Source organism: Marilutibacter spongiae (genome assembly GCF_014145325.1).
Taxonomy (GTDB): Bacteria; Pseudomonadota; Gammaproteobacteria; order Xanthomonadales; family Xanthomonadaceae; genus Marilutibacter; species Marilutibacter spongiae.
On the sequence record NZ_JACHTF010000022.1, the window covers coordinates 23,571 to 36,007 of the forward strand.

At 70.9% G+C, this 12,437-nt stretch carries 9 protein-coding genes; 8 read left to right on the top strand and 1 reads right to left on the bottom strand.

What is annotated here, in order from left to right:
- Positions 1–48 precede the first annotated feature (48 nt).
- The 7 genes from H4F98_RS15720 (at position 49) to H4F98_RS15750 (ending at position 9,843) form a co-directional block, all read left to right on the top strand.
- Positions 49–2,409 (top strand): beta-N-acetylhexosaminidase, encoded by a 2,361-nt coding sequence (locus H4F98_RS15720; protein ID WP_182688781.1) that lies wholly within the window; start codon positions 49–51, stop codon positions 2,407–2,409.
- Between the two features lie 110 nt (positions 2,410–2,519).
- Positions 2,520–3,149: a tetratricopeptide repeat protein gene (locus H4F98_RS15725; RefSeq protein ID WP_182688782.1), complete on the top strand. Its 630-nt coding sequence runs from the start codon at positions 2,520–2,522 to the stop codon at positions 3,147–3,149.
- 887 nt (positions 3,150–4,036) lie between these two features.
- Entirely contained in the window at positions 4,037–5,752 is a 1,716-nt protein-coding gene (gene ggt / locus H4F98_RS15730; protein ID WP_182688811.1) for a gamma-glutamyltransferase, read from the top strand.
- Between the two features lie 52 nt (positions 5,753–5,804).
- Positions 5,805–6,521: a 2OG-Fe(II) oxygenase gene (locus H4F98_RS15735; RefSeq protein WP_182688783.1), complete on the top strand. Its 717-nt coding sequence runs from the start codon at positions 5,805–5,807 to the stop codon at positions 6,519–6,521.
- A gap of 10 nt (positions 6,522–6,531) precedes the next feature.
- Positions 6,532–8,148, top strand: coding sequence for a putative 2OG-Fe(II) oxygenase (locus tag H4F98_RS15740; protein ID WP_182688784.1), 1,617 nt, complete (start codon positions 6,532–6,534; stop codon positions 8,146–8,148).
- Positions 8,149–8,220: 72 nt separating this feature from the next.
- On the top strand, positions 8,221–9,009 hold the full coding sequence (locus tag H4F98_RS15745) for an SEL1-like repeat protein (protein ID WP_182688785.1): 789 nt from the start codon (positions 8,221–8,223) through the stop codon (positions 9,007–9,009).
- Between the two features lie 63 nt (positions 9,010–9,072).
- Positions 9,073–9,843 (top strand): SEL1-like repeat protein, encoded by a 771-nt coding sequence (locus H4F98_RS15750; RefSeq protein WP_182688786.1) that lies wholly within the window; start codon positions 9,073–9,075, stop codon positions 9,841–9,843.
- A gap of 21 nt (positions 9,844–9,864) precedes the next feature.
- Here H4F98_RS15750 and H4F98_RS15755 read toward each other — a convergent pair whose 3' ends face one another.
- Positions 9,865–11,346: an AAA family ATPase gene (locus H4F98_RS15755; RefSeq protein WP_182688787.1), complete on the bottom strand. Its 1,482-nt coding sequence runs from the start codon at positions 11,344–11,346 to the stop codon at positions 9,865–9,867.
- Positions 11,347–11,472: 126 nt separating this feature from the next.
- Between H4F98_RS15755 and H4F98_RS15760 the strand changes: the two genes are divergently transcribed.
- Positions 11,473–12,390, top strand: coding sequence for an AEC family transporter (locus H4F98_RS15760; protein ID WP_182688788.1), 918 nt, complete (start codon positions 11,473–11,475; stop codon positions 12,388–12,390).
- Positions 12,391–12,437 lie beyond the last annotated feature (47 nt).

The following is a 12,437-nucleotide window of genomic DNA, read 5'->3' on the forward strand; positions in this document are numbered from 1 at the left end:
GGCGATCATCGCAACACGGATCCGAACGATACGAGCGGGGGAGACGGCATGACCGGCAGCACACGCAGGGCGACCACACGATTCTTCGCGGCGGGCCTGGCCTGCGCACTGCTGGCGGCATGCAACGCGCCGGGCGGCGACCCCGACAGCGCCACGGGCGTCGCCAAGGCGCCGGGCGCGATCCCGGCGCCCGACCTCGTCCCGCGCCCGCGCACGCTGGAAGCAGGCCAGGGTCATTTCACTCTGTCGGCGTCCACGCCGCTGCTGGCCTCGGGCGAAGGCGCCGAGGCCGAGGCCGTGCGATTCGCCGCCTACATGCGCGACACCCTCGGCATCGCGCTGGCGCCGGGCGCCGGCAAGGAAGGCGAGGGCGCCATCCGCTTCGTCGTCGATCCCGGCTTCAAGGCGGATTCGCCGGAGGCCTATCGCCTGCAGGTCGCGCCTTCGGGCATCGAGCTCAGTGCCGCCACGCCCACCGGCCTGTCCCGCGGCGCGGCGACCCTGTGGCAACTGGCCGCCAATCCCGGCGCCGACGGCCGCATCCCGGCGCTGCGGATCGACGATGCGCCTCGCTTCGCGTGGCGCGGCTTCATGCTCGATTCCGCGCGCCACTTCCAGAGCCTGGACGAGATCAAGAAGCTGCTCGACACCATGGCGCTGCAGAAGATGAACACCTTCCACTGGCACCTGACCGACGACCAGGGCTGGCGGATCGAGATCAAGCGTTACCCGAAGCTGACCGACGTGGGTGCCTGCCGCCTGCCCGCCGGCGACGGCGGCAAGGACCCCGCCACCGGCGAGCCACGTCCCTACTGCGGCTTCTACACCCAGGACCAGGTCCGCGAGGTCGTCGCCTATGCCGCCGCGCGCCACATCACGGTGGTGCCCGAGCTGGACATCCCCGGGCATGCGACCGCGGCGATCGCGGCCTATCCGGAACTGGGCACGATCGATACGCCGCTGGTGCCGTCCAACGAGTGGGGCGTCTTCCCCAATCTGTTCAACACCGAGGAGGACACCATGGTCTTCCTGGAGAACGTGCTGACCGAAATGATCGGGCTTTTCCCGGGCCCGTACGTGCACATCGGCGGCGACGAGGCCGTCAAGGACCAGTGGGAAGCCTCGCCGCGCGTGCAGCAGCACATGCGCGAGGCCGGCGCGAAGGACGAGATGGCCATGCAGGGCCTGATGGTCGAGCGCCTGGAGACGTTCCTCGCCGCGCACGACAAGCGCCTGATCGGCTGGGACGAGATCCTCGAGGCCGACCTGCCGGACGAGGCCACGGTGATGTCGTGGCGCGGCATCGAAGGCGGTATCGACGCCGCGCGCAAGGGCCACGACGTGGTGATGGCGCCGGTGTCCGACCTCTACATGGACTACCTGCAGACCGACTCGCCGAACGAGACCCCCGGCCGCCCGGCCACCATCCCGCTGCAGCAGGTCTACGCCTTCGACCCGGTGCCCGCTGCGCTCGACGAAACCCAGCGCAAGCACATCCTGGGCCTGCAGGCGACGATGTTCACCGAGCACACCCGCTTCGACGAGCGCCTGGAGCACAACGTCTTCCCACGCCTGGCGGCGGTCGCCGAGACCGGCTGGACGCCCGCCGCCGGTAAGGACTGGGCCGACTTCCGCCAGCGCCTGCCCGCGCAACTGCACCGCTATGACCTGCTCGGCATCCGCTACGCGAAGACGCCCTTCCAGGTGCAGGCCGTGGCCGAGGACGACCGCGCCGCCGGCACGGCGTCGATCCGCCTGTCCAATCCGCTCGAATACGAAGTGCGCTACACCACCGACGGGAGCGAGCCCGGCGCCGGTTCACCGGTCTACGACGCGGCACTGGAGTTGCCCTTGCCGGTCGAGTTGAAGGCCGCTGCGTTCTTCGAAGGCCGACCGCTGGCAACGCCGCAGGCCTTCGAGTTCGATGCCGCATCGATGCTCAGCCGCACCGACGAACAGCTGGCGGTATGCCCCGATGCCGGGCGACTGTTGTTGCGCCTGGAGGACGATGGCCCGGCCGACGGCGAGCGCGCCATCTTCAACGTCACGATCTTCTATCCCTGTTGGCAGTGGAACGGCGCCGACCTGGATGGCATCGCCGCGCTGGATGTCCGCCTGGGGCGGATTCCGTACTACTTCCAGCTGGCGCACGACGAGACGCATCGCAGCTTCGAGCCGGCCACCGGCCCGCACGGCGAACTGCTCGTCAATGCCGGCGGCTGCGAGGGCGAACGCCTGGCCACGGTGCCGCTGCCCGCGGCGCCGGGCGCGGATGGCTTCGTCGACCTGGAGGTCGCGTTGCCGCCCGGCACCGGCGGCCGCCAGGACCTGTGCATCCGCGCCACCGGGGACACCCGTCCGACGATGTGGGTGCTCGATCGCGCGACGCTGGTGCCGCGCGCGCCCTGAAAACAGGGTTCCTGAACGGGCAATGCCCCGACGAGGCTGGAAAACGCGCTGTTTCCTGCGTCTCCCGCCGCAGTCGGGGTATCCTATAAGGAGTTACAGGGGGCCCCACGATGAAACTACGCTTGCTGATCCTGGCGACGCTGTTCGCCACGTCTTTCTCCGCCCTGGCGCAGACCCTGCCCAGGCCCGTCGAGTTCTACTTCGACGCCGACAGCCACGCGACCAAGTCGATCATCGCCGTCAACGAGACCGGTGAAGCCGCGATGGAGCGCCTGCTGGCGACCATCCAGCGCGACCCGCATGCCAACGCCGAGGCGGCCCAGTTGGGCCACATGGCAATGGAGGCCGGCCGCATCGAGGTCGGCCAGGCGCTGTACCAGCGCGCCCTCGGTGGCCTGGGCAGCGGCAATACGTTGTGGCGCGCGGCCAAGTGGAACTACGCCTGGGACCTCTACCGCAGCGGCGACCACGAGGCCGCGCTGACGCAGTGGGTCGAGCTGGTGACGGCGCGCAACATCACCGGCAGCTGGATGCCGCAGACCCTGGCCATGGCCCTGTGGTCGGTCGATCGCAAGGACGAAGCCGTGCAGTGGTATGCCGCCGCCGTGCGCAGCGAGCCCGACCAGTGGCGCGGCACCTCGCGTTATGCCGAGCTGCTGCCCGACTGGCGCGACGACGAGCGCGCGACCCTCGCCGAGGTCCAGGCCGCCTGGAAGGCGAATCCGCCGAGCTGGCCCTGAGCCGCGACGGCGCGCCGCCCACATCGACGGACGCAACGCAGGGCCGCCTTCGGGCGGCCCTGTCTTTTGGTTCTTCTCCCGGGTCGGGGGCGCACGGGACCGTTTGCGAAATTCCCTGGCGCCGCGTTTGCCAGCGGGCGATCAATCTGTCCGTGAAGGCATCGCACCTGCCGGGATCGAGGACGGCCCTCGTGCCGCGCAGCCGGGACTTCCGGCATGAGGGCCCATGAGGGTGGCGGGATGGGTCGTCGGGTGGGTCGAGCCGAAGGCGATACCCACCATGGACTCCGGCTAGCGTGCACGATGGGTTTTGCTTCGCGCTACCCATCCTACGAAGCCACGGATACCTGATCGCCCGCCGCGTAGCCCGGGTAAGCGAAGCGCACCCGGGGGCCCGGTACGACCAAGGCTGGACCCCAGCATTCGCTGGGGTGAGGCAGACCGCATGCGCGGCATTGCCGCGCGGTCCTGCCGAGCGCCCAGCGCGCTGCGCTGGGCAGGGGTGGGCGGGACTGCCGGATGGGGCCGGGCTGCGACCTGGCCGTAGGGTGGGTAGAGCCGAAGGCGAAACCCACCGTCGCGGGATTGCATGCACGATGAATGATGGGTTTTGCTTCGCGCTACCCATCCTACGAAGCCACGGGGACACCTGATCGCCAGCCGCGTAGCCCGGGTAAGCGAAGCGCACCCGGGGCACCGGTAGGGCCAAGGCTGGAGCCCAGCGTTCGCTGGGGTGACGTTGCGGGGCTCGGGACGCACGCTGCCCGGGCACGCCATTCGCCCTTCGGTTTGGAAAAGAACGTCCCTTGGCGGATCGGCAAGCCTCCGGCCCGCGCGTTAGGATGGGACTTTCCACCAACGCGGCCGCGGGCCGCGCCACCGCCGCCATGCGCCGACTGCTTGCACTCTCCTCCCTGGGCCTCGCGCTAGCGCTGGCCATCCCCGCCGCCCCCGCCGCCGACCGCGTCGTCGGCGAGGCCTTCGCCACCCGCAGCGAGGTCTACGCCCCGCATGCGATGGCAGCGACCTCGCATCCGCTCGCGACCCAGGTGGCGCTGGACGTGATGAAAAGCGGAGGCAGCGCGGTCGACGCGGCGATCGCCGCCAACGCGACGCTCGGCCTGATGGAGCCCACCGGCAACGGCGTCGGCGGCGACCTGTTCGCGATCGTCTGGGATCCGAAGACCCGGAAGCTGTACGGCTACAACGGCTCGGGGCGCTCCCCCCGCGGGCTGACCCTCGAGGAATTCCAGCGCCGCGGCCTGACCGCGGTGCCGCCGCATGGCCCGTTGCCGGTGACGGTGCCGGGGACGGTCGACGCCTGGTTCGCGCTGCACGGCCGCTTCGGCCGCCGACCGATCGCCGAGGACCTCGCCCCCGCCATCCGCTACGCCCGCGAGGGCCACCCTGTGCACCAGGTCATCGCCTACTACTGGGGCCGCAGCGTGCCGGTGCTGTCGAAGTGGCCGGGCTTCGCCGAGCAGTTCACCGTCGACGGCAAGCGCGGCCCGCGCACCGGCGAGATGTGGCGCAACCCCAACCTGGCCAACACCCTGGAGGCGATCGCCGAGGGCGGCCGCGACGCGTTCTACAAGGGCGACATCGCGCGCCGGATCGACGCCTACTTCAAGGCCAACGACGGCTTCCTGCGCTACGAGGACCTGGCCGCGCACGAAGGCGAATGGGTCGAGCCGGTCAGCACCAACTACCGCGGCTACGACGTCTGGGAGCTGCCGCCGAACGGGCAGGGCATCGCCGCTTTGCAGATCCTCAACATCCTGGAAGGCTACGACCTGAAGTCCTACGGCTTCGGCAGCCCCGAGCACGTGCACCTGTTCGCCGAGGCCAAGAAGCTCGCCTTCGCCGACCGCGCGGCGTCCTATGCCGATCCGGACTTCTACCGCACGCCGGTGGAGCGGCTGGTGTCCAAGGACTACGCCGCCGAGCGACGCGCATTGATCTCCATGGACCGGGCGATGAAGGCCGCCGAGCCGGGCGTGATCCCGCAGCTCAACGAAGGCGACACCATCTACATGACCGTCGCCGACGCCGACGGCATGATGGTCTCGCTGATCCAGTCCAACTACCGCGGCATGGGCAGCGGCATGGCACCGCCCGGCCTGGGCTTCATCTTCCAGGACCGCGGCGAGCAGTTCGTCCTCAAGCCCGGCCACCCCAACAGCTTCGCGCCGGGCAAGCGCCCGTTCCACACCATCATCCCGGCGTTCGTCACGCGCGACGGCAAGCCGTGGATGTCCTTCGGCGTGATGGGTGGTGCGATGCAGCCCCAGGGCCACGCGCAGATCATCATCAACATGGTCGACTTCGGCATGAACCTGCAGGAAGCCGGCGATGCGCCGCGCATCCAGCACGACGGCTCCACCGAACCGGCGGGCCAGGCCGTCGCCATGAGCGACGGCGGCGAGCTCGACCTGGAGACCGGCTACCCTTACGAGACCGTGCGCGCGCTGATGCAGAAAGGCCACAGCGTTCGCTTCGCCCACGGCCCCTACGGCGGCTACCAGGCGATCCAGGTGAACCCGGAGGGCGGCTACATCGGCGCCAGCGAATCGCGCAAGGACGGCCAGGCCGCCGGCTACTGACGCCGCGGCCCGTCCCGGCGAATCCCCGGTTTCCCTCGATGCCCGCGACGCCATGATCAACGACGCACTCGACCTTCCCGCGTGGCGCAGCGCGTTGCAGCGCGAGCGTCGCGTGCAGGTGCCCGAATTCCTGCAGGCCGAGGCCGCCGACCGGCTGCGCGAATGCCTGGAGCGCGAGGTGCCCTGGACCCTCGCCCTGCGCGACGGCGAGGGCCCGCGCACCCTCGATCCAGCCGCCTACGGCGCGATGGACGAGGCCGCGCGCACGGCGCTGTTCGCCCGCACGGCGGCGTCGGCGCGGGGCCAGGCGGGCGACGACGGCTATCGCTTCGCCTACGACAGCTACATGATGGTGTCGGCATACCAACAGGGGCGCGATCCAGGCCTGCTGCTGCATCGCCTGCTGGAAGTCTTCAACTCGCCCCAGTACATCGCCTTCGCCCAGGCGCTGAGCGGCGATCCGCGGATCCGCCGGGTCAATGCCCAGGCCACGCGGTACCGCCCGGGCCAGTTCCTGCGCCGGCACACGGACATCGACAGCCGCGAAGGCCGCCTGTACGCCTACGTGCTCAACCTGACGCCGCACTGGGAGGCGGACTGGGGCGGGTTGCTGCAGTTCATCGACGATACCGGCCAGGTGGTCGAGACCTTCCTGCCGCGCGCCAACAGCCTTTCGCTGTTCGCGGTGCCGACCGGCCACGCGGTGAGCCTGGTCGCGCCCTGGGCCGGCAACGATCGCCTCGCAATCACCGGCTGGTGGCAGCTTTGAGTCCAGCGCCATGAGCCAGCAGGCGCGGATGTTCCTGCAACAGGCCTGGCAGGCGCTCCAGGCCGGGCAGTGGCAGGCCGCCTGCGACGCGGCCCACGAGGCGACGCGCGCGGATGCCGGCGCCTTCGATGCCTGGCGCATGCTCGGCATCGCCGCCTTGCAGCTCGGGCGCGGCGAGCTGGCCCTGCAGGCGCTGCAGCGCGCGCACGTGCTCAAGCCCGGCGACGCCGGCACCGCGCTCGACCTGGGAGGACTCTGGCTCGATGCCGGCCAGCCCGCGCGGGCCCGGCCCCTGCTCGCCGATGCCGCGGCGGGACTGCCAGGCGACCCCCGGGCACAGTTCCGCCTGGCCACTGCGGCCTATGCCCAGGGCGACTTCGAGGTCGCCGCGCGGGGGTTCGAGGCCGCGACGCGCCTGCAGCCCGACTGGGTGATGGCCTGGAACAACCTGGCGGCCGCGCACGGCCGTCGCGGCGACTACCCGGCCGCCATCGCCGCCGCGCGAAACGTCCAGGCGCTGGCGCCGGAGGAGGCCACCGGCCACTTCGCGCTGGCGGCATTGCTGAGCAACCGCTTCGACCGCGAGGCGCTGGGCGATGGCCTGCGGGCGGTCGAGGAGGCCCTGCGCCTGGACCCGGGCATGGCCGATGCGCATCGCATCGCCGCCCTGTTGTTGCGCAAGCTCGACGCCCCGGCGCGCGCCGAGGCCCACGCCCGGCGCGCCCTCGCGCTGGCGCCGGACAATGCCGACAACGTCGACGCCTGTGGCGAGCAGCTGCTGCTCAACGACAAGCCGAGCGAAGCGATCGAGGTGTATGCAGCGGCCTTGGCGCGCGGCGTCGATGCCCCGGCGCTGCGCCGCCAGCACGGCATCGCGCTGCTGCAGGACGGTCGCGCCGGCGACGCCCGCCAGGCACTGGACGACGCGCTGTCGCGCGCGCCGGACGACCAGCGCGCGATTGCCCATCTGGGCGTGGCGACCGCCGACGTGGAGGGCGGGGAGGCGGCGGGCGCGCTGCTGGGCGTGCAGCGCCACGTGCACCGGATCGCACTGCCGACGCCGGCCGGCTTCCGCGACGCAGCCAGCTTCCATGCCGCCCTGGCCGAGGACATCCGCCGGCACAGCCAGCAGCGATGGGAACCCGCCGGCCTCGCCGCGCGCCAGGCGTACCTCAGCGGCGACCTTCTGGCCGACGGAACGGCGGCGATCATGGCGTTCGAGCAGGCCCTGAGGGCAGCGATCGACGCCTTCATCGCGGGCTGCAAGCCCGACCCCGCGGACGTGTTCCTGCGCAACATTCCCCGCGACTACGCGCTGCATGTGTGGGCCACGCAGGCCGCCGAAGGGGGACACATCGACACCCACATCCACGAGGCGTCCTGGCTGTCGGGCGCGTACTACGTCGAACTGCCGCCGGCCGTCGCGGGCGACGACGACGCGCATCCGGGGTGGATCGAATTCGGCCGACCCTATCCGCACCTGGCGCCTGCGGCCGCCGCGATGCGCCTGGAGCAGCCGCGCGTCGGCGACCTGTTGCTGTTCCCGTCGTACCTGTTCCATCGCACCTTGCCCTATCGGGGCGCGGGCGAACGCATCAGCATCTCCTTCGACCTCGCGGCCGCCTGAGCCGCCGCGCGGCGGTTTGACGCGGGGAAACCCGCGGGTGTACACCGGAAGCCCCGGCTGGAGGATCCCGCCATGCGCCGCCCGCCCCAGGCCCTCGCCCTCGCTGTTGCCATGCTGGCACTGCTGTCGGTCCCACCGCTGGCCGCCCGGCCACATGCGTCACCGGACGCGTCGGCGGACGCGCGCAACCGATTGGCGCCCCAGTTGATGGAGCTGAGCCTCAACCAGCTCGACCAGGCCGCATCGATGGCGGCCGACCATCCCAACGAACTCTGGCGCGCGCGGGCGCTGCGCTCGCTCAAGCTCGAGCGGCCCGAGCGTGCGGTCGAGCAGTTCCGGACGGCCGCGCGCTACGCCGACAAGTTCTCGCAGCACTCGCTCAGCCTGATGTACTGGCATGGCGTGGGCGTGCCTGCCGATCGCGCCCTGGCCTATGTCTGGAGCGACCTGGCCGCCGAACGCGGCTACGAGGACCTGCTGCGCGTGCGCGAGAAGATGTGGCTGTCGCTGGACGCGGCCGAACGCCAGCGGGCGCTCGGGATCGGGCCGGCAATGTACGCCCGCTACGGCGACGACGTGGCGCGGCCGCGGACCGACTGGGCGATCCGACGGGCGCTGGCGGACGCGACCGGCAGCCGCGTCGGCGCGACGGCGGACCGCATCGAGATCGTCGCACCCACGCAGGGGCACGCCAGGATGAGCGCCCGCACCGACACGCCACGGGGCAGCGAATACTACGCCGCCCATCGCTGGTCCACCGAACGCTATTGGCAGGCCGAGGACCGCAAGTGGAACGGGCGGGTCATCGTGCTGCCGTTGGAGACCGTCGACGCCGCTCCGGCCGATGGTCACCCTGACTAGCGGGCTGCGACGCATCCAGGGGCGGTGCGTATCATGGACGCACCCCCTCCTCATGGAAGAATCATGCGCAAACGCGTCATTGCCCCGCTGCTGGGCCTCGGGCTCCTGGTCGCCGGCGCCGCGACCGCCACGGCCCAGGACGCGAAGCCGGCGATCGGGCTCGTGTTCAAGGGCATCGAGGACATCAGCGAAACCAGCCTGCAGTCGGCCGAGGCGCTGGCCGAGTTCGGCCATCCGAACGAGCTTTGGCGCATCCGCGCGATGATGGCGCTCAAGCGCGGCGACGTGGACGGCGGCCTGGAGCGCCTGCGCATGGCCGCGCGTTACGCCGACAAGCTGTCCCAGCATTCCCTGGCCCTGATGTACTGGCACGGGGTCGGCGTGCAGGCCGACCGCGCCCGGGCCTGGGCCTGGAACGACCTTGCCGCCGAGCGCGGCTACCCGAGCCTGGAGCAATCCCGCACGGCGATGTGGTCGAAGATGAGCGAGGACGAACGCCAGCGCGGCGCGGCCCTGCGTGCCGAACTCGCGGTGGACTATGCGGACGCCGTCGCCCAGCCGCGCATGGAGCTCGCCCTGAGCCAGGCGAAGAAGTCGATCACCGGCAGCCACCTCGGCTCCACGATCAACCAGGTGCAGGTGGGCAGCACGTCGATGCGCCGCGTCGCCCACCAGGACAGCTACTACGCACCCCAGCGCTGGAACGCAGAGGAATACTGGCAGGGCGAGGCACGCGTCTGGAAGGGCAAGGTGATCGTCCGCGACACCGAGAAGGTGACCGACACCGATACCGACACCGGCACGCAGCGCGACGCTCCCGTCGACGGCGACTGATCGCCGTCGGTACCGGCGGTGTCAGTCCGCCGGCACCGTCCGTCCGCGTGCCCAATCGCGCAGCGCGTCCACCTGCTCGGCCATCAGCACCGACAGCGGGCGGGCCTGCTTGATCTCCGCGCGCAGGCTGAAGTCGTTGAGCGCCGCACCGGTGGCGTGCGTCGCGTACAGCGCCGACACGATCGCCTGCTCGATCTCGGCCCCGGAGAAGCCCTCGCTGGCCGCGGCCAGGGCATCGAGGTCGAAGCGCGACGGATCGAGCGTGCGCTTCTTCAGGTGCAGGGCGAACAGCTGCCGGCGGCTGTCGACATCGGGCAGGTCGACGAAGAACACCTCGTCGAACCGGCCCTTGCGCAGCAACTCCGGCGGCAGCGCGTCGACCTGGTTGGCGGTGGCCACGATGAACACGCGCGAGTCGCGTTCGGCCATCCAGGTGAGCAGATGGCCCTGCACCCGGCGCGACACGCCGCCATCGCTGTCGTCGGCGGAGATGCCCTTCTCGATCTCGTCGATCCAAAGCACGCAGGGCGCCAGGCGCTCGGCGGCGGCAAGCGCTTCGCGCAGGTTGCGCTCGGTCTCGCCGTGGAACTTGTTGTAGAGCGCGCCGATGTCCAGGCGCACCACCGGCACGCCGAACCCGCTGGCGACCGCCTTGGCCAGCATCGACTTGCCGCAGCCCTGCACGCCCAGCAGCAGCATGCCCTTGGGCAGGTCCAGGCCGGGCGGCGCCTCGCCGCTGGCGAACACGCCGCGGCGCTGATCGACCCAGCGCTTCAGCCGGCGCGCACCGGCGACGTCGTCCATGCGCGCGCTGTCGTATTCGTAGTGGAGGTGGCCGCTGCGGCTGAGCAGCTCGAACTTCAGCTTGGCCAGCTCGGGCAGGTCGTCCGCGCCCAGCGCGCCGTCGCGGAAGATCAGGTGGCGGGCGATGCGCCGCGCATCCACCGGGTCCAGCCCGGCCAGGTTGCGGACGATCTGCTGCACGGCCTCGCCATCGACCTGCACGCGCTTGCCGCCATGCTCGCGCGCGTAGTCCTCGGCCTGCTGGCGCACCAGCTTGAGCAGGGCATTGGCGTCGGGCAGGCGCGGGCGGTAACGCACCGCCATCGACTCGAGGTCGGGCGGCAGTTCCACCGCGTGGCCGACCATCACCAGCACGTGCGGCTGGCTGCCCCGGCGGTCGATGATCTCGCGCATCTGCCGCTGGGTCATGGCCGCACCTAGGAAGGGATGGGCATCGAACAGCAGGTAGACCCCGCGCTGACCGGCCGCGCGGATGCTGGCCATCGTGCTGGACATGTCCGGCGCGCCTTCTGGCGCGTCCTCGCGGTCGATGTCGATCCGTCGCAGGCCCTCGGTGATCGACCAGCGGTACATGGCGCGCCAGACCTGCATGAGCGCCTGGCGGAACAGCTCGACCACGCGGGCTTCGTCGCGCGTCTCGATGACGATCAGGGGGGTGTTGGCGCGGATCAGTGCGACCAGGTCTTGCAGTTCGCTCATCTGGCAGGGCTTCCGTGTCGAACGCCCATGATAGCGGGCGCGGCGACGGCATCGGCTAGCGGAACGTCTACTTGAGCCGAACCGGGCCGGCGGCGAGGATGGCACGACCCCACACGGATGCCGCCGATGGCCTTCGATGCCTTCGCCCTGGTGCTGGCGATGCTCGCGCTGGGCTACGCGTTCCAGCGTTTCAGGGTGCTGCCCGGCGATGCGCCGCAGGTGCTGAACCTGGTGATCCTCTATGTCTGCCTGCCGGCGGCGGTGCTGCGTTATGCGCCGCGCCTGTCGCTGGAACCGGCGTTGCTGGGCGTGGTCGCGGTGCCCTGGCTGTTGCTGCTGGCGACCGTCGTGCTGGTCGGCGCATGCGCGCGCTGGCTGGGCGTCCGGCGCGACGAGCATGCCGTCCTGCTGTTGACCGTCGCCCTCAGCAACACCAGTTACCTGGGCTATCCGCTGGTACGTGCCCTGGTCGGCGAGGCCGGCCTGCCGTACGCCGTGGTCTACGACCAGTTCGGCGCTTTCGTGATCCTCTCCACCTTCGGCCTGTGGGTGCTGGCGCGCTACGGCGGCGAACATACCCCGGGGGCGCGCGAGATCGCCGTGCGCATCCTGCGCTTCCCGCCGCTGTGGGCCCTGCTGGCGGGTTTCAGCGTGATGCCCGCCGAGCCTCCGCACTGGATCGCCGGCGGCCTGCAGAAGCTCTCCGATGCCTTGTTGCCGCTGGCGATGCTGACCATCGGGCTGTCGGTGCGCCTGGCCCTGCCGCGCGACGAGCTGCGTCCGCTGGCCGTGGGCCTGCTGCTGAAGCTGGCGGTCATGCCCCTGCTGGCGCTGGCCCTGCTGCCCCTGCTCGGCCTGCAGGGTGTCATGGCGCAGGCGACGCTGCTGGAGGCGGCGATGCCTTCGATGGTCACCGCCGGCGCCCTGGCCATCGCCCAGGGCCTGGCGCCGCGACTGGCCGCGGCCATGGTCGGCTACGGCGTCCTGTTGTCGATGGCGACGCTGCCGCTTTGGGCGATGCTGGCGCGATCGCTGTTCGCCTGAGCGTTCGCCTCGCTATGCTGTGGACTGGATCACGAGGGGGAGAGGGC

Excerpts from the sequence above, each read along its gene's own strand:
- H4F98_RS15720 (WP_182688781.1), top strand. The coding sequence starts at position 49 with ATGACCGGCAGCACACGCAGGGCGACCACACGATTCTTCGCGGCGGGC.
- H4F98_RS15725 (WP_182688782.1), top strand. The coding sequence starts at position 2,520 with ATGAAACTACGCTTGCTGATCCTGGCGACGCTGTTCGCCACGTCTTTC.
- ggt (WP_182688811.1), top strand. The coding sequence starts at position 4,037 with ATGCGCCGACTGCTTGCACTCTCCTCCCTGGGCCTCGCGCTAGCGCTG.
- H4F98_RS15735 (WP_182688783.1), top strand. The coding sequence starts at position 5,805 with ATGATCAACGACGCACTCGACCTTCCCGCGTGGCGCAGCGCGTTGCAG.
- H4F98_RS15740 (WP_182688784.1), top strand. The coding sequence starts at position 6,532 with ATGAGCCAGCAGGCGCGGATGTTCCTGCAACAGGCCTGGCAGGCGCTC.
- H4F98_RS15745 (WP_182688785.1), top strand. The coding sequence starts at position 8,221 with ATGCGCCGCCCGCCCCAGGCCCTCGCCCTCGCTGTTGCCATGCTGGCA.
- H4F98_RS15750 (WP_182688786.1), top strand. The coding sequence starts at position 9,073 with ATGCGCAAACGCGTCATTGCCCCGCTGCTGGGCCTCGGGCTCCTGGTC.
- H4F98_RS15755 (WP_182688787.1), bottom strand. The coding sequence starts at position 11,346 with ATGAGCGAACTGCAAGACCTGGTCGCACTGATCCGCGCCAACACCCCC.
- H4F98_RS15760 (WP_182688788.1), top strand. The coding sequence starts at position 11,473 with ATGGCCTTCGATGCCTTCGCCCTGGTGCTGGCGATGCTCGCGCTGGGC.